This window comes from Pseudomonas sp. AC169 (assembly GCF_979258515.1).
The window spans coordinates 951,321-975,408 of sequence record NZ_OZ409866.1 but is presented as its reverse complement, the minus strand read 5'-3'; the positions used below and the strand labels follow the sequence as shown (position 1 = coordinate 975,408).

Genomic DNA, 24,088 nt, shown 5'->3' with positions numbered 1-24,088 from the left:
ATGGAACGCATCGACCACGTTTTGCCGTGGAGCCATCTGGGCAGCGAGCGCAAGATTTCGGTCTTTCGCTTTGGTCACGGCGAGCGCAAGGCCTACATTCAGGCCAGCCTGCATGCTGATGAATTGCCGGGCATGCGCACCGCTTGGGAGCTGAAAAAGCGCCTTGTCGAACTCGAAGCCAAAGGCTTGCTCAACGGTGTCGTCGAGCTGGTGCCAGTCGCCAATCCGTTGGGTCTCGGGCAATTGCTGCAAGGCAATCACCAAGGCCGTTTCGAGGCCGGCAGCGGCAAGAATTTCAACCGTGATTTCGTTGAGCTGAGCGCGCCGGTTGCGGCCGCATTGGCTGACAGCCTCGGTGATGATCCGCACGCCAATGTGCGTCTGATCCGTCAGGCCATGGCTGATCATCTGGCGGCATTGCCGGAGGCGAGCAGCCAGTTGCAAGGCATGCAGCGCGTGTTGCTCAGCCATGCCTGCACCGCTGATGTAGTGCTCGATCTGCATTGCGATGCCGAAGCCGCGCTGCACATGTACGCGTTGCCGCAACACTGGCCGCAGTGGCGTTCGCTGGCGGCGCACCTGAATGTGCGCGTGGGTCTGCTCGCGGAAGATTCCGGCGGCAGCTCGTTTGACGAGGCTTGCTCATTGCCGTGGTTGCGTCTGTCGCGTCAGTTCCCTGATGCGCAGATTCCGCTGGCATGCCTGGCCACGACAATCGAATTGGGCGGGCAGGCCGACACCGGTCGCGCCGAAGCCTGCGCGTATGCTGAAGGCATTCTGGCGTTCCTCGCCGAGCAAGGCCTGATCACCGGCGAGTGGCCGAACCCGGCGCACGAAGCGTGCGAAGGCATGCCGTTCGAAGGCACCGAGTTGCTGTTCGCGCCGCACCCAGGCGTCGTGAGTTTTCTGCGCAAGCCCGGCGAATGGGTCGAGGCGGGCGACGAGATTTTTGAAGTGATTGATCCTCTGTCCGATCGGGTCAGCACGGTATGTGCTGGTACCTCCGGGGTGCTGTTTGCCATTGAACGGCTGCGTTATGCCCAACCCGGTTTCTGGCTGGCCAAGGTGGCGGGGCGCGAAGCGCTGCGTCACGGGCGCTTGCTCAACGACTGACTGACTGTTTTTGTGAGAACCGACCGCATGTACAAACTTGAAGTCCAAGACCTGCATAAACGCTATGGCAGTCACGAAGTGCTCAAGGGCGTGTCCCTGAAAGCGGCAGCCGGCGATGTGATCAGCATCATCGGCTCCAGTGGCTCCGGCAAAAGTACTTTCCTGCGCTGCATCAACCTGCTCGAGCAGCCGCACGCGGGCAAGATTCTGCTCAACAACGAAGAGCTGAAACTGGTGGCGAACAAGGACGGCGCGCTGAAAGCCGCTGATCCGAAGCAGCTGCAACGCATGCGTTCGCGCTTGTCGATGGTGTTCCAGCATTTCAACCTGTGGTCGCACATGACCGCCATTGAAAACATCATGGAAGCGCCGGTTCACGTACTGGGCGTACCCAAGTACGAAGCCCGCGAAAAAGCCGAGTACTACCTGAACAAGGTCGGAGTGGCCCATCGTAAAGACGCGTTCCCGGGGCACATGTCCGGTGGCGAGCAGCAGCGCGTGGCGATTGCCCGTGCACTGGCGATGGAACCGGAAGTGATGCTGTTCGACGAACCAACCTCGGCGCTCGACCCGGAGCTGGTGGGCGACGTTTTGAAAGTCATGCAAGCGCTGGCTCAGGAAGGTCGCACCATGGTTGTGGTTACACACGAAATGGGCTTCGCCCGTGAAGTGTCGAACCAGTTGGTGTTCCTGCACAAAGGTGTGGTGGAAGAGAGCGGCAACCCGCGTGAAGTGCTGGTTAATCCGCAATCGGAACGTCTGCAGCAATTCCTCTCGGGCAGCTTGAAGTAAATCAGGGCTGCCGTTGTGCACCGTGATAGTGCATGCTTCGCAGCCAGTAGGCCGACCTGCAATCTGTGTGGGAGCGAGCCTGCTCGCGAATGCGGTGTGACATCCAACACAGGTGTCGACTGATTCACCGCTTTCGCGAGCAGGCTCGCTCCCACAGTTGGATCTCTGCCTGGATCTCGGTTGGTTTCAAGATTTGTGTTCATTTACGGGCTAGCATTGGCCCATGCCTTCATCACTGTTCTTCGTTTCGGATTGCCCGCCCATGACTGCCCATCGAATTGGTTTCCTGATTTGGCCCAGCACTAAAGCGTTGACGCTGGCGCTGGCGGAGGAAGCCTTGCGTGTTGCTCAGCGTGTGCACCCGGACGTGGTTTACGAACTGTCGTTCCTGCAAGCCGAACCGCCGGCCGAAGGCGCCTGGCAATTGCCCGGCGAGGCATGGACCGGCAAGCTCGAAAACTTCCAGAAACTGTTCCTGCTCGCTGACGAGCCACCGACCACATTGGCCCCGGCACTCAGCAGTGCGCTCAAGCAACTGGTACGTGCCGGCACCGTCATCGGCGGTCTGTCCGCTGGCGTGTACCCGTTGGCGCAACTCGGTTTGCTCGACGGTTATCGCGCCGCCGTGCACTGGCGCTGGCAGGACGATTTCGCCGAGCGCTTCCCGAAAGTCATCGCCACCAGCCATCTGTTCGACTGGGATCGCGATCGCCTGACCGCGTGTGGCGGCATGTCCGTGCTCGATTTGTTGCTGGCGGTACTGGCCCGCGATCACGGTGCGGAACTGGCCGGCGCCGTCTCGGAAGAACTGGTCGTTGAGCGCATCCGCGAAGGCGGCGAGCGTCAGCGCATCCCGTTGCAGAACCGTCTCGGCTCCAGCCATCCGAAGCTCACCCAAGCGGTGTTGCTGATGGAAGCCAACATCGAAGAGCCGCTGACCACCGACGAAATCGCCCAGCACGTGTGCGTGTCCCGCCGTCAGCTGGAGCGGATCTTCAAGCAATACCTCAACCGTGTGCCGAGCCAGTACTACCTCGAACTGCGCCTGAACAAGGCCCGGCAGATGTTGATGCAGACCAGCAAGTCGATCATCCAGATCGGCCTCTCGTGTGGCTTCTCCTCGGGGCCGCATTTCTCCAGCGCCTATCGCAACTTCTTCGGTGCCACGCCGCGGGAAGATCGCAACCAGCGGCGCAGCAGCAGCCCGTTCGAATTGTCGTCAGTGCCGCCAGAGCGCGGCTAAGCATTGATCAGCCAATGCTGAATAATGACTACTGCGCTCAGGATTGTTCTCCACTGGGGAAATCTGCATTGGTGAAGGTGTCGAGCACTTGATTGAATCTGCTCTGACTCTCTAGCTCGTCCAGCAATCGTATTTCATTGGCCACGTTGTAAGTCGTCAGGCTCTGCTGACTCTGCGGGGTTAATGGATTGTTACGGAAGTCATAGACGACCGCTCTGCCGTCAGCAGCCAAAGGCAGTGGCGCAGGAAGTTGGGTAATGGCGTTGTCGGAAAGGTTGGCGTACGTCAGATGCGACATGTCAAAAAGTCCGGTCGGGATGTCGGTCAGTCCGCTGTTGTTCAATCGCAGCGTTTGACAGGCCTCGAGGTTTCTCAGGTCGGGTGTACGCCCCAGCGGGTTGTGGCTCAAGTCCAGTGTCTGCAGGTTTTCCATGACGGCCAATGCATTCACGTCTGATTCAGTCAGTTGCAGGCGGCAATCGGGCAATTGCAGATCGGCCAGATCACTCATGCTGAAGACGGCCTCGGGAATCACGTTGAGTTGATAGTTGCGAATACCGAGTGTCCTGACCTTCGGGAAGAGCTCGAGTAATCGGTCAACCCGTGGGTGCACATTGGCTGTGCTCGTCAGTGTCAATGCTTGGATCTGCTCGAAACGGCCGCTCAGTTTCGGCAGCTCGCCGCTGAAAGACAGGTCAAGCGCAAGGTCGGAGAGCACCAGTCCTACTGGCGCCACACGCAAGCGTTTTTCCAGGGCGTCCCTGAACCCGCTGCGCTTGGCATTTTCCTGGCGTAGCACCTCGTCTGCGTGGTCGCCGCCTGTCATCGGGGCACTTGGGGGTTCGCTCCGCCACACATCGAGTTCGCTCAGCAGCGTGGTGAGGTCGTTCTGGCGGCGCTGCAATTCGATACGGCCTTCGGCCATTGTCCCCGGCAGGGCATAGACCAGACGATTGGCGTCGTCCTCACTGATGTCGGGATACAGCGCTTGCGTCAGGGCAATGTCTGCCTGGTCGGCGGCAACGCCCAGATTCTGATCGCTGCCCTGGTAATAGGTTTTTATCCGGTCTCTGGAGGTGCTGGAGAGCGGATTGGCCCTCAGGACAACACCATTCGCACCAAATCCACTCATGTCTTCCGGCAGTTCCACAATCGCGTTTTCACTCAGGTACGTATTGCGCAGTCGCGGCAATTGACCTATGCCGACGGGAACCTGAGTGATACCGGTTCGGGTCAGGTCCAGCGATGACAGCGCTCGCATAGCGCTGACATCAGGCACTGTGCCCAAGGGGTTGCCATACAGACTCAAGCTTTTCAAACGACTCAGCGCGGTCAGCGTGTTCTGGCCCGTGGCGTCGAAGACAACACCGCAACCGTTCAGCACCAGTGTTTCCAGGGACGGCATGAGTGTCAGTGCCCGGGGAACGCGACTTAGCGCGAAACCGCGCATATCCAAGGCCTGCAATCCGCTGAAACACGCGAGGAAACTGTCCGGAGCATTCAGTGCTTCGTTGCCCCGGATGGACAAGTGCATGACGTGGCCGAAGTCGGCAGTCAGTGCAGGCATTTCACCGGCAAAAGGTGCACGGATATCAAGTGTGTTGAGCCTGAGTTCAGACCTGTCCGGATTTCTGCCGCGCCAGAACTCTTCGAGGCTTTGACTGAACTCTCTCCTCCTGAATTGCTGTTCCATTCGTTCCACTGCGCTCCAAGGGGTGCCGGTCAATGGGTCGCGCATCGGCACGCGCTCGGACCAGGTATTCAAGTCGCTGATCATCCGACTGATCTCAGCCTCCCAGCGCAGCAGTTGAGCCGTCCCCGCCTGCAGCGTGCCGGGCAAGTGGTAGATCATGTGACAGGCATCTTCGATGTCCATCTCCGGATACAACCTTTGCGCGCTGACCACATCGCTGACGTCGGGGATGACGTCAAAGTGTCGTCCATGCTCGACGTAGAAGCTCTTGATGCGCTCGCGAGCGGCCAGAGACAGTGGGTTGCTTGCCAGGTTGACGCCGTCGGCGAGGTCCAGATCGAGGCCGAAAAAAACCTCGGGCAGATCGCTGATGCGGTTGCTGTTCAACAGGGCGTTTTTCAGATTGGGATGACCGGCAAATCCATCTGGCAGGGCTGTAATGCCGCTATTGGACAGCAGGAGGTCCCGCAGGGCCGGCAGGGCCTGAAGGTCAGGTGTCGCGGTCAACGGATTGTGGCTCAGGTCCAGCAGTTCGAGGTTGCTCAGCGTGGCGAGCAGGGTCTGGTCGGCCTGGCTGAGCGTCACCCCGCAATCTCTCAGTGTGAGTTCCGTCAGGTTCGGCAGGTGGGTCACGGCCTGGGGTATTTCACCCAGCGCAAACTGCTGCAGGTCCAGTTCCCGTGCGTTGCTGAACAGATCGATGAACGCCCCAGGAGCGCCGATGGCGGCGTTGCCTTTGAGCTTCACACCTGAGACATGAGAGAAGTCCGTCGTCAGTCGGGGAAGGTCGCCGAAGAACTTCAGGTCGGACTCGAAGTAATCCGCGCGCATGCCTGACTCGATGGACCGGTGACGCCAGAATCGTTCCACCTGTTGGCCGAATTCCGAGCGCACCGCGTACTGATCAAACAGCTCGATGGCCGTGAGGACCTCACCCGTAACGGGGTGAACGCTGGGAACCTGCGGCGCCCAGGCGGTCAGGTCCGCAGTCATCCGATCAAGTTCGGCCCTCCACGCGACGAGCTGAGCCCGGCTATCGGCCAAGGTGCCGGGCAAGTCATAGATCACATCGCTGGCCTCTTGCTCGTCGAGGGACGGGAACAGTTCGCGCATTTGGGCGATGTCGGTGTTTTCGGCTCGCACGTCGAAGTCCAGTCCGGTGCGTCGGTAGTAGGTTTTCACTTTGTTGCGCGTGGCGATCGACAGCGGGTTGTCGGAGAAGTCGAAGCCATCACTGCGATTGGCGGACAGGTCGAAAACCGCATCGGGAATTTCAGTAATGCGGTTATTGCTGATAATCGCGGTGCGCAGGTTCGGATGGTTGGCCAGCCCGTCAGGCACTACGTTGAAGCCGCAGTTGGACAGGTCAAGATAGGTCAGTTGGGGAAAGACGTTCAGGTCGGGAAAGGTCCCCAGGGGATTGTTGCTCAGGTCCAGCGTATGCAGGTTGTTGAGGGAAACCAGTGTGGCCTGGTTTTCAGGGGTCAGCACAACTCCGCAATCGTTGAGCTCCAGGGCGCTGAGGCGAGGCATTCTGATCTGTGAAAGCGCAACGGGCTCCAGTTCGAAGGCGTGCAATTCCAGGGTCGCCAGATTCGCAAAACGCTGAATGAACGGGATGACTGCAGTGATGTTTTTATTGCCCGTCAGCGTCAGCCGGGAAACATGATCGAAATTGGCGCTCAGGGCCGGCAGATCGCCGATGAACTCAAGCGTTGCGGTCAGCTCGTTCTCTCTGTAAGCCGCCGATCTGGAGCGCCAGAACTGCTCCAGTCTCTGCCGGAACGCCTCCCGCGCACTGCGCTCCAGCGCTTGTTCATCGAGTGTCAGCGGTCGTGCGAAAATCGGGTCAAGCGCAGGAATCTGCCCGACCCATCCTTCCAGTTCGCTTTGCAGCGCACGGAGCTCAGCCTCCCAACTGGCGAGCTGGGCTCGGCCTTCAGCCAGTGTGCCGGGAAGTCGGTAGAGCATCTCGCTGGCCTGGTCGGCATTGAGGTCAGGAAACAGCGTTGTGGCGCGCAGAATATCCGCTTGCTCAGGCCGTACCCCGAAATGTCTGCCCGTGTGGTTATAGAACGTTTTCACCTGCTCTCGTGTGGCGACCGACAACGGGTTGTCGGCAAAACCGAAACCGTCACTGAGGGAGCTGGCGAGGTTGAAAAAGGCGTCCGGTATTTCCGTGATCTGATTGCCCTCGAAATTGCCTGAGATCAGTTGTGGATGATCAAGCAGGTTGTCGGGCAGTCGGGAGAGGCTCGTCTTCATTAGATTGAGGTAACGCAACGAGGGGATCGCACTGACATCGGGAGCGATACCCAGCGGGTTGCCTCGAAGATCCAGCAGCGAAAGTCTGGGCAATGATGCCAGCACGGCCTGATTGGCAGGCGAGTAGGTGATGCCGCAGTCGCGCAAGATCAACTGACGCAGTTCCGGCATTGCCGTCAAAGCCTGGGGCAGCGTCGGCATATGGAGATTTTGCGCATCCAGATACCACATGCCCGGGAAGTGTTGCATAAACGCCTCTACCGCTCCGGTGTTGGCACTGCCATTGATGGAGAGCATGACGACGTGGCTGAAATCCGCTTCCAGTGTCGGCAGGTCACCGAGTATCGGTTGCGCAATCTGTAACATGTGTCCGGCGGGGCCACGGGTTTGCCTGCGCCAGCAACGCAAAAGCGCATCTCTGAAGCCGGCACGATTGCGCAGAGCCGCACGGCGTTGGGCGTAGGTCAATGGCAGACCGCTGACCGGGTCGTTGGCGGGCACAGCGATCTCCCAGTTACGCAGGGTTTCACTGAGCCTGCTGTATTCGCTGCGACACCTCGCCAGTTCGGTGTTGAACGCCGCCGTATCATCCTGAAAGGCTGCGACGAAATGTTGCGCCTCTTGGTTGGACATGCCGCGATAAATCGCCTGCACACGTTCGTGGGGGCTAATGATTGACTGGCCCCTGGTGACCAGGTTGTCCTGGTTTTCTATGCCGAACGCACCGACTTCGCCTGCTTCAAAAAAGTCAGCGTCTTCAAGGCGTCTGGGGTTGTTCAGTCGCTCATTGCCAAAACCCTCCAGGCGCAGCGTGTCGACAGCGGGCTGGCTTATTGGCTCCTCGAACATCACGGTGCGTAGTTCGTCGCGTGGCACCGAGTGCTCGCGGATCGCCGCTTTCAGCGCGTCGCGCTGACCGATCTGCAGGTTCAGATTCCGGCGCTCACTGTCCGGCAGCGCATACAGCAGGCCGGAATAGAAATCCGTAGTCGACTGAAGTTCCTGGCCGCGATCATCGTGAGGTTGATAGCCACCGTCTTGTCGACGCACCAGTACTTTGTGCGCAGGTGCATCTTCGCGGCCGATGCTGTCCAGCACGGTTCCTTCGTAATGCCCTTCGCGTATTTCGATGCGCACATCGCCGCTCCAGCCCGGCAGAAGCTTGAGGCTGTGCAGCGCCAGGGAATCGGAATCGGGGTTGTCCACGGCGCTCAGTTCCAGCCCCTCATAAGCACGGGTAACGCGCACCTCCTGACGGGCCAGTTGCATGAGTGCCTGTTGGCGCGGCGGTATTTGTCCCTCGCTGATTTGCATCAGTTCGCTGCCGCTGGCGGTGTCGAGCAGTTCGCGGGTGATGCTCGCCGGCAGTGTCGGGTCGTAGTCGATGAGCGTTTGGGCCAGTGGGTCGTCGAGGGTCTGAAGGGCCTGATAGCGCGATTCGAATAGCGAATTGCGGTGACGTCGGGCGAGATGGGCGAGTTGCTTGCGCAGGGTTTGGCTGCGTGCTTGTAGAGAGAGAGTCGGCCCGCCGAACGGTTCTGCGAGCAAGGCTTTGATTTGCTGCTCGTCGAGGGACGCCAATAGGGTCTGGAGCAGGTCGCCGCCGATCAGGCTGCTTTGATCAAGTTCGGTCAGCGGCAAGGTGTCGTCCGCCGAAGACTGCCAGATCAACTCGCCCTGTCGATCCACCAGGCGCAGGCGTTGGCTGCTCGGCCAGCGACCGTGCTGAGTCAAAAGTTGCAGTTGGGTAACGGGATCGGCCCGTCGGTATTCTTCGGCTACGTCGCTATCGAGCTGATCGATCAAACGTTGCAATTGCTGATCAATCTTGAAGCGCTGGATGCTGTCGGCCAGCAGCGGGGGAGGCGTTTGCTGGTCGGCGTGCATCTTGCGCACGGCATCTTCGTTGACGCCACTGACCCGTAACAGCGTTTCGCGCTCAGTCGGCGAGAGCGACTCGGCTGCAGGGTTGATTCGCTTCAGCGCTGTGTCGGTGTTCCACTCCAGCGGTTGTTCCAGTTCGGTATGCCAGGCGCCGGCGCCATTGAGGCGAACCTTCGGTTGGTAGGCGTCGGGGCGGGTCGGGTGTTCGATGCGGTACTGACCGGGAACCGCGTCTTCGGTCACGGCAAAGTGGGCGTCCTCGAGAGGGAGCAGTTGTTTGCCTTGATGGGCGTGCAGGCCCAGTTCGTTAGGTTTTGAATTCGCATCGGGTGGTGCCGTGTGTTGGTAGCGGGTCAGGTCGGGATCCCAGTAGCGGGTCTGATCATTGGCCAGTTGTACTGGCTTGAAGCGGTCGATGAAGGCGACGATTTCTTTGGGCAAAACCTTGCGAAATTCACCCGCGCCAATCGCGCCTCCCGCGCCGAAGATGCCCAGTTGAATCAGCGACTCTACCGTGCTCATCAGGTGCCCGAAGGCTTCGGTGGTGCGGCTTTGCCCCCATTCGATGATGCCCTCGAAGGCTTCATCGAGCATTTGATAAGCCATGTACGCCATCATGGCTTCACCCAGGACCGGCACGAACGGCGCAACAATCAGCGCGGCGGTCTGGACGATGGTCGAGATGATGTTGCTCACCGAGTCCCAGAACGCCCAGCGCGCTTTTTGGTCTACCACGGCGGTGGGTACGGCGACCACTCGGGCATCATTGAATATCTTGTTGAGTTTCGCTTGATAGAGGTGCTGCCACAGATCGTCATGGAATGCGCTGAGGGTGGTCTGCAGATCTGGCCGCTCGACTTCGGTGGCGCGCCACGTCGGTTGCGAGCTGCCGGGCTCGGGCGGATGCCAGATGATCTGGCTCAAGCGGCTGTCGAGGGTGCTGAAGAAAAACCCTCGATGTTCGTGGTTCACGAATCGGCTGAAAAACTGTTGGTAGTCTTTCGAGCGTAACTGGCGGGTCAGTTCGGCGATCAACTCGTAAGTCGAGGCGTATTCCTTGAAGGGGTGCTCGGGATCATCGGGGACGTATGCCACCACGCGCGCAGGATCTCGCGATACGTACAGATCAGGCGCAAACACGACGATCCCGGTGAGCGGCGCGCACAGCATCCCCATGTCATGGCACAGCACCGGCGCCCCGCTGACATACAGACCTTTCATGCCGTCGAGCACGGCGTCGATCAGGCGAAAATAGCTTTCCGACACATCGCGGTTCATCCGCGCCCATTGCAGGGCGGCTTTCATCGCGGCTTTCTGACTGTCGTCGATTTTGCTGCGCAGTACGGACGCCACCATCGGATCGGTGTAACCGAGGTTATCTTCGAGATGAGTTTTGTGCTGCGCGCCGATATCCAGCTTTCTACACAGCCTGGTGAAGGCGGCAATACTCAATTTCGCTTTGATGGCCGGCAGGGTCGTGAACTGGCCGGTGGCGGAGGGGCGTGTGATGAAGGTCGAGTCAGCTTCGAAGGCGTCATCGCGGGTTTCCGCTTCTTCGAAGTTGTGCAGCGCGGCTTCCAGTAACGAGACGGTCCAGGCGCGTGTGCCGGTCCTGATCGAGAACCAGGGGGTAGTCGCGGGGATGTACAAGCGCACAAAGGTGTTGCGTACATCCAGATCCAGGTCGAAGTTTTTTTTCAGTGCCTCTTTGAGCAAGGGTTCGGCAAAGACGCTGGCGTCCTGCAGGTGCTCCAGGCTCTGGTCTACCTTGCTTTGTGCGGTCCAGTGCGCGGCGTTGAGGGCCGTCATCTGCTGATGCTGTTCGGCGGGTGCCGATTGGAGTGAGGCGGACAGGCGGGGCAGGCTGTTCTGCAATGCCTGGCGGCGGGTCGATGTGGCGTTGCCGAGCCAGTCGGGCACGGCGTTTTTCAGCGGCAGGTAATGATCGTCGTGATGCTGCGCGTCGCTGGCGACGGTCGAGGTCGTCGCAGGGTGTCGCTGAGTCAGGTGCATGGGCCAATCCTTGGCGTTGGAAGAACGCGCAGCAAATCAGGAACGGGCCACTCTTGTGCGGTACATATTTATATCTTTGTCGCGGGGCTGAGTTGGTATTCTCTGCAGCCTGCCGCAAAACGACGGCGGCAGTTAAACTGCGCCTTTGCGACGCTATATGTCGCATTGCCGTAAACCCGGGAAAATCCGGGGTTTGCGCTATAAGAAGTTGTCGCTTGGCGACAAGGCCGGGCTGAAAACTGTCCTTACAATCCCCCCATCGCTCGCCAGTTTCAGGCGGGTGTTCCTCATCAGGAGACTCCGATGTCCGTTGAGCACGCTGCGGTACAACGCGCCGATTTCGACCAGGTAATGGTTCCCAACTACGCGCCTGCCGCTTTCATTCCGGTGCGTGGCGCCGGTTCCCGCGTCTGGGATCAGGCCGGCCGCGAGCTGATCGACTTCGCCGGCGGGATTGCCGTTAACGTATTGGGCCACGCGCATCCGGCGCTGGTCGGTGCTCTGACCGAGCAAGCGAACAAGCTGTGGCACGTGTCCAACGTGTTTACCAACGAGCCAGCGTTGCGTCTGGCGCACAAGCTGATCGACGCCACATTCGCCGAACGCGTGTTCTTCTGCAACTCCGGCGCCGAGGCCAACGAGGCCGCGTTCAAGCTGGCCCGTCGTGTTGCGTTCGACCGTTTCGGCACTGAGAAGTACGAAATTATCGCCGCGCTGAACAGCTTCCACGGCCGTACCCTGTTCACCGTCAACGTCGGTGGCCAGTCGAAGTACTCCGACGGTTTCGGCCCGAAAATCACCGGCATCACCCACGTGCCTTACAACGACCTGGCCGCGCTGAAAGCCGCCGTTTCCGACAAGACCTGCGCGGTCGTGCTCGAACCCATCCAGGGCGAGGGCGGCGTACTGCCGGCCGAACTGGCTTACCTGCAAGGTGCCCGTGAACTGTGCGACGCGAACAACGCGCTGCTGGTGTTCGACGAAGTGCAAACCGGCATGGGCCGCAGCGGCAAGCTGTTCGCCTACCAGCATTACGGCGTGACCCCGGACATCCTCACCAGCGCCAAGAGCCTGGGCGGCGGTTTCCCGATCGCGGCGATGCTGACCACCGAAGCGCTGGCCAAACATCTGGTCGTTGGCACTCACGGCACCACGTACGGCGGCAACCCGCTGGCGTGCGCGGTCGCTGAAGCGGTGATCGACGTGATCAACACCCCTGAAGTACTGAACGGCGTGAATGCCAAGCACGACAAGTTCAAGGCGCGCCTTGAGCAGATCGGCGAGAAGTACGGCCTGTTCACTCAAGTACGTGGTCTCGGTCTGCTGATCGGTTGCGTGCTGAGCGATGCCTGGAAAGGCAAGGCCAAAGACATCTTCAACGCCGCTGAAAAAGAAGGCCTGATGATTCTGCAAGCCGGCCCGGACGTGATCCGCTTCGCCCCGAGCCTGGTAGTGGAAGACGCCGATATCGATGCCGGTCTGGACCGCTTCGAACGCGCCGCTGCCGCTCTGACGCAAGCCTGATAGACCCTTCGGCGCCTGGAATTTTTCAGGTGTCGAACCCAATTTTTGATGCCGGTGAGATTCATTGTGGGAGCGAGCTTGCTCGCGAAGAGGGAGATTCAGTCGCCATCTATGCTGACTGATACACCGCTTTCGCGAGCAAGCTCGCTCCCACAGTGTCCGGTGTTTTTTTCTGTGAATTTATAAGAGAAAGGAGTGACACCATGCTGGTGATGCGCCCCGCGCAAATGGCTGATCTGGGCGAGGTACAGCGTCTGGCTGCGGACAGCCCGATTGGTGTCACTTCCTTGCCGGATGACGTGGAACGTCTGAGCGACAAGATCGCCGCGAGCGAAGCTTCGTTTGCCGCCGAAGTGAGCTTCAACGGCGAGGAAAGCTATTTCTTCGTCCTCGAAGACTCGACCACCGGCAAACTGGTTGGCTGTTCGGCCATCGTCGCCTCGGCCGGCTATTCGGAACCGTTCTACAGCTTCCGCAACGAGACCTTCGTCCACGCCTCCCGCGAGTTGAAGATCCACAACAAGATCCACGTGCTCTCGCAGTGCCACGACCTGACCGGCAACAGCTTGCTGACCAGTTTCTACGTGCAGCGCGAGTTGGTCGGTTCGCCATGGTCGGAACTCAACTCCCGTGGCCGTCTGCTGTTCGTCGCCAGCCATCCGGAGCGTTTCGCTGATTCGGTGGTCACCGAGATCGTTGGTTACAGCGATGAGAATGGCGACTCACCATTCTGGGATGCCATCGGTCGTAACTTCTTCGACCTCAACTACGCCGAAGCCGAACGCCTGTGCGGGCTGAAAAGCCGTACGTTCCTCGCCGAGCTGATGCCGCATTACCCGATCTACGTGCCGCTGCTGCCGGATTCCGCCCAAGAGGCGATGGGCCAGGTGCACCCGCGTGCGCAGATCACCTTCGACATCCTGATGCGCGAAGGCTTCGAGACCGATCACTACATCGACATTTTCGACGGCGGCCCGACCCTGCATGCACGTGTTTCGGGGATCCGTTCGATCGCCCAGAGCCGCGTGGTGCCAGTGAAGATCGGCGAGCCGGTGAAAGGCGCCGGGCGCCAGTATCTGGTGGCCAACGCGCAGTTGCAGGATTACCGCGCGGTCTTGCTGGAGCTGGATTACGCGCCGGGCAAACCGGTGACTCTGGATCTGGAAGCGGCCGAAGCCCTGGGCGTCGGTGAAGGTGCCAGCGTGCGCCTGGTGGCGGTTTAACGCCTTAGCGAGTTTCACGGGTGGCGAAGGCGGCCCGTTTGAGGAGATAGCATGATTGTTCGTCCCGTACGCAGCAGCGATTTAGCCGCTCTGATCGACCTGGCCCGCAGCACCGGCACCGGCCTGACCACATTGCCGGCCAACGAAGAACGTCTGGCCCATCGGGTCGGCTGGGCTGAGAAGACCTTTCGCGGCGAAGCCGGCCGTGGCGATGCGGACTACCTGTTCGTGCTCGAAGACGACGACGGCCGCGTGGTGGGGATTTCCGCCATTGCCGGCGCCGTCGGCATGCGTGAGCCTTGGTACAACTTCCGTGTCGGCCTGACCGTCAGCGCTTCGCAAGAGCTAAACATCTATCGCGAGATTCCGACGCTGTTCCTGGCCAACGACCTGACCGGTAATTCCGAGTTGTGCTCGCTGTTCCTGCACGCCGATTATCGCAGCGGTCTGAACGGTCGCATGCTGTCCAAGGCGCGAATGCTTTTCATCGCTGAGTTCCCGGAACTGTTCGGCAACAAGATCATCGCCGAGATGCGCGGTGTCTCCGATGACGCCGGCCGTTCGCCGTTCTGGGAAAGTCTGGGTCGTCACTTTTTCAAGATGGAATTCAGCCAGGCCGATTACCTCACCGGTGTCGGCAACAAGGCCTTCATTGCCGAGCTGATGCCGAAATTCCCGCTGTACACCTGCTTCCTGTCCGAGGGCGCGCGTAACGTGATCGGCCAGGTTCACCCGGACACCGAGCCAGCACTGGCGATGCTCAAGGGCGAAGGTTTCAGCTATCAGGGTTACGTCGACATCTTCGACGCCGGCCCGGCCATCGAATGCGAAACCGGCAAGATCCGCGCCGTGCGTGACAGTGAAGCGCTGGTGCTGGCCGTGGGCACGCCGGGCGACGACGCCACGCCGTTCATCATCCATAACCGCAAGCGCGAAGACTGCCGCATCACCGCTGCGCCGGCGCGTCTGGCCGCCGGCACGCTGGTGGTTGATCCGCAGACCGCCAAACGTCTTCAACTCAACGCTGGCGACCAAGTGCGCGCCGTGGCGTTGTCCGCTGCACGGGAGTCGAAATAATGAATTCGCTATACATCGCAGGTGAGTGGCTGGCCGGTCAGGGCGAGGCCTTTCAATCGCTGAACCCGGTGACCCAGCAAGTGCTGTGGTCGGGGGAGGGCGCCACGGCTGCTCAGGTTGAATCGGCTGTGCAGGCTGCGCGTCAGGCGTTTCCGGGCTGGGCGCGTCGCACGCTTGAGGATCGTATCAGCGTGCTTGAAGCGTTCGCCGCCGCACTGAAAAACCACGCTGATGAACTGGCTCGTACCATCGGTGAAGAGACCGGCAAGCCGTTATGGGAAGCCGCGACCGAAGTGACCAGCATGGTCAACAAGATCGCGATCTCGGTGCAGAGCTACCGCGAGCGTACCGGCGAGAAGAGCGGCCCGTTGGGCGACGCCACTGCTGTGCTGCGCCACAAACCGCACGGCGTGGTTGCAGTGTTTGGCCCTTACAACTTTCCCGGCCACTTGCCGAACGGGCACATTGTTCCGGCATTGCTGGCGGGTAACAGCGTGCTGTTCAAGCCAAGCGAACTGACCCCGAAAGTGGCCGAGCTGACGGTCAAGTGCTGGATCGAAGCGGGTCTGCCGGCAGGGGTCTTGAACCTGCTGCAAGGTGCGCGCGAAACCGGCATCGCGCTGGCGGCGAACCCGGGCATCGACGGTCTGTTCTTCACCGGGTCCAGCCGTACGGGCAATCATTTGCATCAGCAATTTGCCGGGCGCCCGGACAAGATCCTCGCGCTGGAAATGGGTGGCAATAATCCGCTGGTGGTCGATCAGGTCGCGGATCTGGATGCAGCGGTTTATACGATTATTCAGTCGGCGTTCATTTCCGCCGGCCAGCGCTGCACCTGCGCGCGCCGCCTGCTGGTGCCGCAAGGCGCGTGGGGCGACAGCTTGCTCAAGCGACTGGTTGAAGTCAGCGCGACCATCGAGGTCGGCGCATTCGATCAACAACCGGCGCCGTTCATGGGCTCGGTGATTTCCCTCGGCGCGGCGAAAGCGCTGATGGACGCTCAAGAACATCTGCTGGCCAACGGCGCTGTGTCGTTGCTGGAAATGACTCAGCCACAGGCGCAAGCCGCGTTGCTCACCCCGGGCATTGTCGATGTGACGGCGGTTGCCGAGCGTCCGGACGAAGAACTGTTCGGCCCCTTGCTGCAAGTGATTCGCTACGTCGATTTCGAGGCGGCGATCGCTGAAGCCAATGACACCGCTTATGGTCTGGCCGCTGGTTTGTTGTCGGATTCCGAAGCGCGTTATCAGCAGTTCTGGCTGGAAAGCCGCGCAGGCATCGTCAACTGGAACAAACAACTGACCGGTGCTGCGAGCAGCGCGCCGTTCGGCGGCGTCGGTGCCTCGGGCAACCATCGCGCCAGTGCCTATTACGCAGCGGATTATTGCGCGTACCCGGTGGCGTCGCTGGAAACACCGAGCCTGGTGTTGCCTGCCTCCCTGACACCCGGCGTGAAAATGGTGTGATGCCCATTCGCGAGCAAGCTCGCTCCCACATTGGAATGCATTCCCCTGTGGGAGCGAGCCTGCTCGCGAAGGCCGCGCCGCGGTCGCACTGAACAGTTAGTTACTGAAGCCTATAACAACAGATTCTCGTGGAGCCTCGCTGATGAAATCCTATGAAGTCAATTTTGACGGTCTAGTGGGGCCGACCCATAACTACGGTGGTCTGTCCTACGGCAACGTTGCCTCCCAGAGCAACAGCCAGCAATCCTCGAACCCGAAGGAAGCGGCGCTGCAAGGTCTGGCGAAGATGAAAGCGCTGATGGAAATGGGCTTTCAACAAGGCGTGCTGGCACCGCAGGAACGTCCGGACGTGGCCGCTCTGCGCCGTCTGGGTTTCAGTGGCACCGACGCTCAGGTCATCGAGCGCGCAGCCAAGGAAGCCATGCCGCTGCTGGTCGCCAGTTGCTCGGCGTCGAGCATGTGGGTGGCCAACGCCGCCACCGTCAGCCCAAGTGCCGACACTGCTGACGGTCGCGTGCATTTCACCGCCGCCAACCTCAACTGCAAATATCACCGCAGCATCGAGCACCCGACCACCAGTCGCGTGCTCGGCGCGATGTTTGCCAATCAGCAACACTTCGCTCATCACGCGGCGTTGCCAGCGGTCGCGCAATTCGGTGACGAAGGCGCAGCCAACCACACGCGTTTCTGCCGCGAATATGGCGAAGCAGGCGTCGAGTTCTTTGTGTTCGGTCGCAGTGCCTTCGACAACCGTTTCCCGGCGCCGCAGAAATACCCGGCGCGCCAGACCCTCGAAGCGTCGCAAGCGGTTGCCCGTTTGCACGGTCTGCGTGACGAAGGCGTGGTCTACGCCCAACAGAACCCGAACGTGATCGATCAGGGCGTGTTCCACAACGACGTGATCGCCGTGGGCAATGGCGAGGTGCTGTTCTATCACGAGGACGCCTTCCTCGACACCGACTCGATGCTGGCCGAACTGCAAAGCAAACTGGCCAAAGCCAGCGGCAACTTCCAGTCCGTGTGTGTGCCGCGTTCGGCGGTCACCGTGGATGACGCGGTGCGCTCGTACCTGTTCAACAGCCAGTTGCTGTCGCGTCCTGACGGCTCGATGCTGCTGATCGTGCCGCAAGAGTGCCAGGCCAACGAACGTGTCTGGACTTACCTGCAAGAGCTGACCAGCTCCGGCGGTCTGATCCGCGAAGTGAAAGTCTTCGATCTCAAGCAAAGCATGCAGAACGGCGGTGGCCCGGCGTGCCTGCGTCTTCGCGTCGCGCTTAACGAAACCGAACTGGCGGCGGTCAACCCAGGGGTTATCATGACGCCACCGTTGTACGGTTCGCTAACCGCATGGGTTGAAAAGCACTACCGCGACCGCCTGAGCGAAACCGATCTGGCGGATCCGCAATTGCTGCTTGAATGCCGGACGGCACTGGATGAACTGACGCAAATCCTTAAACTGGGCGCGGTTTATCCATTCCAGATCAATTGATGGCCGGCGCGTCGCCTGAACGCGGCGCGCGGCTTGTCTCACCAAGAGAGTAAAAACATGAGCGATTCCCTGCAGCTGATCCTTGAAGACACCGACGGCACGCAACTGGAGACTTCCTGCACCCGCGTTGCGGTCATGTGGCAAGGCAAAGAGCTGTGGATCCAGCAGGACGGCCGTGGCCAACTGTTGATCGGTGTGGACGTTGAAGAAGGTGATGCCGAATACGCCAACCTGCTGCTGCGCCCATTGGCGACTAATCTGGTAAGTCTGCAACTGGAAATGGAACCGGCTGACGCTGGCGACGACGAAGACCACGTGCACGGCCCGGATTGCAACCACGACCACTAAGGAAACCGCTCTATGCTCGCCCTCGGCAAACTGCTTGAACTGACGCTCGCCGGCCGCGAACCGGCGGAGAAGACTCAACTGACTGTCGAAGGCGTGCGCATGCGCTGGTTGAGCGAAGGTGCGCTGGAAGTCCGGCCGCCGGAAGCACGCGACAATGGCCTGGACCTGCTGCTTTCGGCGGGCATCCACGGCAACGAAACAGCGCCGATCGAGTTGCTTGACCGGCTGCTGCACGACATCGCCCGCGGCGATCTGAAGCCGCGCGCACGCATTCTGTTCCTGTTCGGTAACCCGGAAGCGATTCGCAAAGGCGAGCGTTTTGTCGAGCAGGACGTCAATCGGCTGTTCAATGGCCGTCATGAACAAAGCAGTGGCAGCGAAGCACTGCGTGCCTGTGAGCTGGAGCGGTTGGCGGCGAGTTTCTTCAGCCTGCCGGATCGCCAACGCCTGCACTATGACCTGCACACCGCGATTCGCGGTTCGAAGATTGAGCAGTTCGCGCTGTATCCGTGGAAGGAAGGTCGCCAGCATTCGCGTGTTGAGCTGGCGCGTTTGCGCGCTGCCGGGATGGAAGCGGTGCTGTTGCAGAACAAACCGTCGATCGTGTTCAGCTCCTACACCTACGACAAGCTCGGCGCCGAGGCTTTTACGCTGGAACTGGGCAAGGCGCGGCCGTTCGGGCAGAACGACGGGGTTAACGTCTCGCTGCTGGAAACTCGCCTGCAGCAGATCATCGAAGGCACTGAGCCAGAGATGGCTGAAGCGCAGCTGGACGGCTTGCAGCTATTCAGCGTCGCGCGGGAAATCATCAAGCACAGCGATGCGTTCCGCTTGAACCTGCCGCAGGACATTGAAAACTTTTCCGAGTTGGAGATGGGTTATGTGCTGGCCGAAGATCTGGCCAATACCCGCTGGATCATCGAAGAGCAGGGCGCGCGGATCATCTTCCCCAATCCGAAGGTCAAGAACGGCTTGCGTGCAGGCATCCTGATCGTCCCAACCACCGACGAAAATCTCGCCTGACGTGATGATCGTTCCCACGCTCCGCGTGGGAATGCAGCCCGGGACGCTCCGCGTCCCAAAGCGGACGCAGAGCATCCATTGAGGCATTCCCACGCAGAGCATGGGAACGATCGTTGGAGGCTTAGACGGCTACAGCGCGCGGCTCTGTACGGCGCAGCGCCCGAACCTTCTGTAGCGTATCCGCGCAAGTCCGCGCCGCTTCCTGACCCTTGTGCACAAAGTGCTCGAAGAAGAACTTCTGATGCTCGTCGCCAGCATGGAAGTGATGCGGGGTCAGGGACACCGAGAACACCGGCACCTCAGTTTCCAGTTGCACCTGCATCAAGCCGCTGACCACCGATTGGGCGACAAACTCGTGACGGTAGATGCCACCATCCACCACCAGGGCTGCGGCGACGATGCCGGCATAACGACCGGTTTTGGCCAGCAACTTGGCGTGTAGAGGCATTTCAAAGGCGCCGCCGACCTCGAAGATATCGATGTCCGATTCCTGATAACCCAAGGCAATCATTTCGGCGACGAAGCCTTTACGGCTCTGGTCGACGATCTCTTTGTGCCAGCAGGCCTGGATGAACGCAACGCGTTCGCCGTGTGGGTGTTTGCTTTTGCTGTCGATAGCGGTGGGTTGCATGTTCTGACTCCTGTTTGTGTGAAAAACAGGGCGTTATGAATCGAAAGGGATTCAAGGGTGCGCACACGCACAACATTGCGCGGACGGCCCTTTGGCGTTAATCCCGTTCTCTCTTCATCCGGACTATGACCGTCGGCCCCGGGATCACACCGGGTCTGCTGACCTTGCCGTCGATCAACCGAAGTCGTGTTCGTCGCCAAGCGCTCGCGGGCTATGCACATTGCGCGCAATTACCGCCGGTGGGGAATTGCACCCCGCCCTGAGAACGTTTTTGCCGCCCTTTCTCGGGCGGCGCAGCGTTTTTAACACAGATTGTGTGTCTGTGCATTGCGCCTTTCTGATGATTGCCATCGAATTTTCTGGCGGTTCGAAACGACTTTTCCTTGCGCAAGGGTTGATTAATCCACGCGATGCCCGCAGTAATTCCACTTCGTAAAGGGATTTCCCCTGCTGATTAGAGGCCAGGTTCATGAGCGTTATCGATCTTCGCAGCGACACCGTCACCCAACCGACTCCCGCCATGCTCGACGCGATGACCGCGGCGGACACCGGTGATGACGTGTACGGCGAAGATCCGACGGTCAATCGCCTGGAAGCGGAGTTGGCCAAACGTCTGGGCTTCGCCGCCGCGTTGTTCGTCCCGACCGGCACCATGAGCAACTTGCTCGGGTTGATGGCGCACTGCGAGCGCGGCGACGAATACGTCGTGGGTCAGCAGGCGCATACCTACAAGTACGAGGGCGGTGGTGCAGCAGTACTTGGCTCGATCCAGCCGCAGCCGCTGGAAGTGCAGGCGGACGGATCGCTGGATCTGGATCAGGTCGCCGCAGCGATCAAACCTGACGACTTCCATTTCGCCCGTACTCGGTTGCTGGCGCTGGAAAACACCATGCAGGGCAAAGTGCTGCCGCTGGAGTATCTGGCGCGCGCTCGACGCTTCACCCAGGACAACGGCCTGCAATTGCACCTCGACGGCGCGCGCCTTTACAACGCGGCGGTCAAACTGGGTGTTGATGCGCGGGAAATCACCCAGTATTTCGATTCGGTGTCGGTCTGCCTGTCCAAAGGCCTCGGCGCGCCGGTCGGCTCGGTGTTGTGCGGTTCCGAGCAATTGATCGCCAAGGCTCGTCGTTTACGCAAAATGGTCGGCGGCGGCATGCGTCAGGCCGGACTGCTGGCAGCAGCGGGGCTGTATGCGCTGGATAACAACGTCGAACGCCTGGCGGATGACCACGCCAACGCGCAGTTTTTGGCCGATGGTCTGCGTGAAGCAGGTTTCAGCGTTGAACCGGTGCAAACCAACATGGTTTATGTGCAAATGGGCGACAAAGCCGAAGCGATCAAGGCCTTTGCCGGCGAACGCGGGATCAAGTTGAGCGCCGCCGCGCGTCTGCGTATGGTCACGCACATGGACGTCAGTCGCGCGCAAATCGAGCAAGTGATCGCGACATTCGTCGACTTTTCGCGCAAGTGACAGCGTTAGCCGTCCAATTGACCGTTTCTATCGTATAAACACGCTGTACCCCGCGCGCAGGGCCGATATAATGCGGCCCTTTGCCGTCGCTTCGTCTGTTGACGTTTCGAACAGGCCTTTGGCCGCAGCCTCCGTGGAAGAACCTAATGAAAAGCGCAGAAATCCGTGAAGCCTTCCTTCGCTTCTTCGAAGAGCAAGGCCACACCCGTGTAGCCTCCAGCTCTTTGATTCCGGGCAACGACCCAACCCTGCTGTTCACTAACGCGGGGATGAACCAGTTCAAGGACTGCTTCCTGGGCCAGGAAAAACGTGCGTATACCCGTGCAACCAGCAGCCAGAAATGCGTGCGTGCCGGTGGCAAGAACAGCGACCTGGAAAACGTCGGTTATACCGCTCGTCACCACACATTCTTCGAAATGCTCGGTAACTTCAGCTTCGGTGACTATTTCAAGAAGGACGCGATTACCTACGCGTGGACCTTCCTGACCGGCGTTCTGCAACTGCCGAAGGAAAAACTCTGGGTCACCGTCTACGCCTCGGATGACGAAGCGTATGACATCTGGACCAAAGAAATCGGTGTGCCGGTCGAGCGCATGATTCGCATCGGCGACAACAAAGGCGCGCCGTACGCCTCCGACAACTTCTGGACCATGGGCGATACCGGCCCGTGCGGCCCATGCACCGAGATTTTCTACGATCACGGCGACCACATCTGGGGCGGCCCGCCAGGCTCGGCGGAAGAAGACGGCGACCGTTACATCGAGATCTGGAACAACGTGTTCATGCAATTCAACCGCACCGCCGATGGCGTGTTGCATCCGTTGCCAGCACCGTCGGTCGACACCGGCATGGGCCTGGAGCGGATCAGTGCGGTGATGCAGCACGTCAATTCCAACTACGACATCGACCTGTTCAAGAACCTGCTGAAAGCTTCGGCTGAAGCGATCGGTTGCGAAAACGGCGACCAGTCTTCGCTCAAGGTTGTTTCCGATCACATTCGTTCGTGCGGTTTCCTGATCGCCGACGGCGTGCTGCCGTCCAACGAAGGTCGCGGTTATGTGCTGCGCCGGATCATCCGTCGCGCCTGCCGTCACGGCAACAAGCTGGGCGCCACCGGCAGCTTCTTCTACAAGATCGTTGCTGCACTGGTTGCCGAGATGGGCGAAGCCTTCCCGGAACTGAAGAAGCAGCAAAGCAACATCGAGCGCGTGCTCAAGGCTGAAGAAGAGCAGTTCTCCAAGACGCTGGAGCACGGCCTGAAGATCCTCGAGCAGGATCTGCTGGAACTCAAAGGCACCGTGGTGCCGGGCGACGTGGTGTTCAAACTCTACGACACCTACGGTTTCCCGATGGACCTGACCGCCGACATCGCCCGCGAGCGCAGCCTGACGGTCGACGAAGCCGGTTTCGAACGTGAGATGGAAGCTCAGCGTGTGCGTGCGCGTTCGGCCAGCTCGTTCGGTCTGGACTACAACACCCTGGTCAAGGTTGATGTGGCCACCGAGTTCACCGGTTACAAGGACACCAGCGGTTCGGCAAAAATCGTCGCTATCTATAAGGATGGCCAGTCGGTCGACGTCTTGAATGAAGGCGAAGAGGCGGTGATCGTTCTGAATCAGACGCCGTTTTACGCTGAATCCGGCGGCCAGATCGGCGACTGCGGTTTCCTCCAGGCAGGTAACGCACGTTTTGACGTCCGTGACACCACCAAGACCGGCGGCGCATTCCTGCACCACGGTGTGCTGGATTCGGGCAGCCTGACCATCGGCGCTCCGGTGGAAACCCACGTCGACGCCGAAGTACGTCACGCGACTTCGTTGAACCATTCGGCGACTCACTTGTTGCACGCTGCACTGCGTCAGGTTCTCGGTGAGCACGTTCAACAGAAAGGTTCGTTGGTGGATAGCCAGCGTCTGCGTTTCGACTTCAGCCACTTTGAAGCGATCAAGCCTGAGCAAATCAAAGCACTGGAAGACATCGTCAACGCCGAGATTCGCAAGAACTCCGCCGTTGAAACCGAAGAAACCGACATCGAAACCGCGAAGAACAAAGGCGCCATGGCGCTGTTCGGCGAGAAGTACGGCGACAACGTGCGCGTGCTGAGCATGGGCGGCGATTTCTCCGTCGAGCTGTGCGGCGGTATCCACGCCAACCGTACCGGCGACATCGGCCTGCTGAAAATTATCAGCGAAGGCGGTGTGGCGTCGGGCGTGCGTCGTATCGAGGCAGTCACCGGTGCTGCGGCACTGGCCTACTTGAACGCGGCAGAAGAACAACTCAAGGAAGCGGCCAGCCTGGTAAAGGGCAGCCGCGACAACCTGATCGACAAGCTGTCGGCTGTGCTGGAGCGCAACCGCCAACTGGAGAAGCAGCTGGAGCAGTTGCAGGCCAAGGCTGCCAGCGCCGCAGGCGACGATCTGTCGTCCTCGGCACTGGACGTCAAAGGTGTGAAGGTTCTGGCCGCACGTCTGGATGGTCAGGATGCCAAGGCGCTGCTGGCGCTGGTTGATCAGTTGAAGAACAAACTCGGCCGCGCAGTGATCCTGCTCGGCAGTGTCCATGAGGAAAAGGTCGTACTGGTTGCAGGTGTAACCAAGGACCTGACTGGCCAACTCAAAGCCGGTGATTTGATGAAGCAGGCTGCTGCGGCAGTGGGCGGGAAGGGCGGCGGTCGCCCGGACATGGCGCAGGGCGGCGGCGTTGACGCCGGCGCGCTGGATGGCGCACTGGCGCTGACCGTTCCATTCGTCGAGCAGGGTTTATAAGGCAGTCCGCCCGCCCCGCAGTCTAGTGGTGGGCCGGGCGGCTGTTCGAGTGATTATTGGGCGCC

The 24,088-nt window shown here is 60.1% G+C and carries 14 protein-coding genes and 1 riboswitch; of the genes, 12 read left to right on the top strand and 2 right to left on the bottom strand.

All coding sequences use genetic code 11. The features are described 5' to 3' along the window. The 3 genes from ACZZ0G_RS04380 (at position 1) to argR (ending at position 3,148) form a co-directional block, all read left to right on the top strand. Positions 1 to 1,113, top strand: coding sequence for a M14 family metallopeptidase (locus ACZZ0G_RS04380; protein WP_463555417.1), 1,113 nt, complete (start codon positions 1 to 3; stop codon positions 1,111 to 1,113). 27 nt (positions 1,114 to 1,140) lie between these two features. Continuing rightward, on the top strand, positions 1,141 to 1,905 hold the full coding sequence (locus ACZZ0G_RS04375; RefSeq protein ID WP_007912705.1) for an ABC transporter ATP-binding protein: 765 nt from the start codon (positions 1,141 to 1,143) through the stop codon (positions 1,903 to 1,905). A 262-nt stretch (positions 1,906 to 2,167) separates the two neighbouring features. Beyond that, entirely contained in the window at positions 2,168 to 3,148 is a 981-nt protein-coding gene (gene argR / locus ACZZ0G_RS04370) for a transcriptional regulator ArgR (RefSeq protein ID WP_034153329.1), read from the top strand. A 37-nt stretch (positions 3,149 to 3,185) separates the two neighbouring features. On the opposite strand, the gene ACZZ0G_RS04365 is transcribed toward argR, so the two are convergent. Continuing rightward, complete coding sequence (locus ACZZ0G_RS04365) at positions 3,186 to 11,003, bottom strand: dermonecrotic toxin domain-containing protein (protein WP_463555416.1); 7,818 nt, start codon at positions 11,001 to 11,003, stop codon at positions 3,186 to 3,188. A gap of 303 nt (positions 11,004 to 11,306) precedes the next feature. Here ACZZ0G_RS04365 and ACZZ0G_RS04360 point away from each other — a divergent pair, with 303 nt between their 5' ends. The 7 genes from ACZZ0G_RS04360 (at position 11,307) to astE (ending at position 19,153) form a co-directional block, all read left to right on the top strand. Next, positions 11,307 to 12,527: an aspartate aminotransferase family protein gene (locus ACZZ0G_RS04360; RefSeq protein ID WP_008077923.1), complete on the top strand. Its 1,221-nt coding sequence runs from the start codon at positions 11,307 to 11,309 to the stop codon at positions 12,525 to 12,527. A gap of 203 nt (positions 12,528 to 12,730) precedes the next feature. Beyond that, on the top strand, positions 12,731 to 13,750 hold the full coding sequence (gene aruF / locus ACZZ0G_RS04355) for an arginine/ornithine succinyltransferase subunit alpha (protein ID WP_007919353.1): 1,020 nt from the start codon (positions 12,731 to 12,733) through the stop codon (positions 13,748 to 13,750). A gap of 51 nt (positions 13,751 to 13,801) precedes the next feature. Further along, positions 13,802 to 14,827, top strand: a complete 1,026-nt coding sequence (gene astA / locus ACZZ0G_RS04350; RefSeq protein WP_160041483.1) for an arginine N-succinyltransferase — start codon at positions 13,802 to 13,804, stop codon at positions 14,825 to 14,827. Further along, positions 14,824 to 16,293 (top strand): succinylglutamate-semialdehyde dehydrogenase, encoded by a 1,470-nt coding sequence (gene astD, locus ACZZ0G_RS04345; RefSeq protein WP_463558819.1) that lies wholly within the window; start codon positions 14,824 to 14,826, stop codon positions 16,291 to 16,293. The genes astA and astD overlap by 4 nt, the downstream gene beginning before the upstream one ends. Positions 16,294 to 16,435: 142 nt before the next feature. Continuing rightward, positions 16,436 to 17,782 (top strand): N-succinylarginine dihydrolase, encoded by a 1,347-nt coding sequence (gene astB / locus ACZZ0G_RS04340; RefSeq protein ID WP_463555415.1) that lies wholly within the window; start codon positions 16,436 to 16,438, stop codon positions 17,780 to 17,782. A gap of 57 nt (positions 17,783 to 17,839) precedes the next feature. Next, entirely contained in the window at positions 17,840 to 18,130 is a 291-nt protein-coding gene (locus ACZZ0G_RS04335) for a hypothetical protein (RefSeq protein WP_008077915.1), read from the top strand. A gap of 12 nt (positions 18,131 to 18,142) precedes the next feature. Continuing rightward, on the top strand, positions 18,143 to 19,153 hold the full coding sequence (gene astE, locus ACZZ0G_RS04330) for a succinylglutamate desuccinylase (protein WP_463555414.1): 1,011 nt from the start codon (positions 18,143 to 18,145) through the stop codon (positions 19,151 to 19,153). A 121-nt stretch (positions 19,154 to 19,274) separates the two neighbouring features. On the opposite strand, the gene ACZZ0G_RS04325 is transcribed toward astE, so the two are convergent. Next, a complete protein-coding gene (locus ACZZ0G_RS04325; protein WP_016983960.1) occupies positions 19,275 to 19,784 on the bottom strand; it encodes a 6,7-dimethyl-8-ribityllumazine synthase in 510 nt (169 codons plus the stop codon). Positions 19,785 to 19,885: 101 nt separating this feature from the next. After that, a riboswitch (FMN riboswitch) is annotated at positions 19,886 to 20,055 on the bottom strand. A 198-nt stretch (positions 20,056 to 20,253) separates the two neighbouring features. Here ACZZ0G_RS04325 and ltaE point away from each other — a divergent pair. Together ltaE and alaS are read left to right on the top strand one after the other, a co-directional pair. Then, a complete protein-coding gene (ltaE, locus tag ACZZ0G_RS04320; protein ID WP_463555413.1) occupies positions 20,254 to 21,258 on the top strand; it encodes a low-specificity L-threonine aldolase in 1,005 nt (334 codons plus the stop codon). 146 nt (positions 21,259 to 21,404) lie between these two features. Then, the gene (gene alaS / locus ACZZ0G_RS04315; RefSeq protein WP_463555412.1) at positions 21,405 to 24,023 is read left to right on the top strand and encodes an alanine--tRNA ligase; all 2,619 of its coding nucleotides are present in this window, start codon (positions 21,405 to 21,407) and stop codon (positions 24,021 to 24,023) included. Positions 24,024 to 24,088: the final 65 nt, after the last annotated feature.

Bases quoted from the DNA above. Each gene is read 5' to 3' on its own strand.
- ACZZ0G_RS04380 (WP_463555417.1), top strand. From the start codon at position 1: ATGGAACGCATCGACCACGTTTTGCCGTGGAGCCATCTGGGCAGCGAG.
- ACZZ0G_RS04375 (WP_007912705.1), top strand. From the start codon at position 1,141: ATGTACAAACTTGAAGTCCAAGACCTGCATAAACGCTATGGCAGTCAC.
- argR (WP_034153329.1), top strand. From the start codon at position 2,168: ATGACTGCCCATCGAATTGGTTTCCTGATTTGGCCCAGCACTAAAGCG.
- ACZZ0G_RS04365 (WP_463555416.1), bottom strand. From the start codon at position 11,003: ATGCACCTGACTCAGCGACACCCTGCGACGACCTCGACCGTCGCCAGC.
- ACZZ0G_RS04360 (WP_008077923.1), top strand. From the start codon at position 11,307: ATGTCCGTTGAGCACGCTGCGGTACAACGCGCCGATTTCGACCAGGTA.
- aruF (WP_007919353.1), top strand. From the start codon at position 12,731: ATGCTGGTGATGCGCCCCGCGCAAATGGCTGATCTGGGCGAGGTACAG.
- astA (WP_160041483.1), top strand. From the start codon at position 13,802: ATGATTGTTCGTCCCGTACGCAGCAGCGATTTAGCCGCTCTGATCGAC.
- astB (WP_463555415.1), top strand. From the start codon at position 16,436: ATGAAATCCTATGAAGTCAATTTTGACGGTCTAGTGGGGCCGACCCAT.
- ACZZ0G_RS04335 (WP_008077915.1), top strand. From the start codon at position 17,840: ATGAGCGATTCCCTGCAGCTGATCCTTGAAGACACCGACGGCACGCAA.
- astE (WP_463555414.1), top strand. From the start codon at position 18,143: ATGCTCGCCCTCGGCAAACTGCTTGAACTGACGCTCGCCGGCCGCGAA.
- ACZZ0G_RS04325 (WP_016983960.1), bottom strand. From the start codon at position 19,784: ATGCAACCCACCGCTATCGACAGCAAAAGCAAACACCCACACGGCGAA.
- ltaE (WP_463555413.1), top strand. From the start codon at position 20,254: ATGAGCGTTATCGATCTTCGCAGCGACACCGTCACCCAACCGACTCCC.
- alaS (WP_463555412.1), top strand. From the start codon at position 21,405: ATGAAAAGCGCAGAAATCCGTGAAGCCTTCCTTCGCTTCTTCGAAGAG.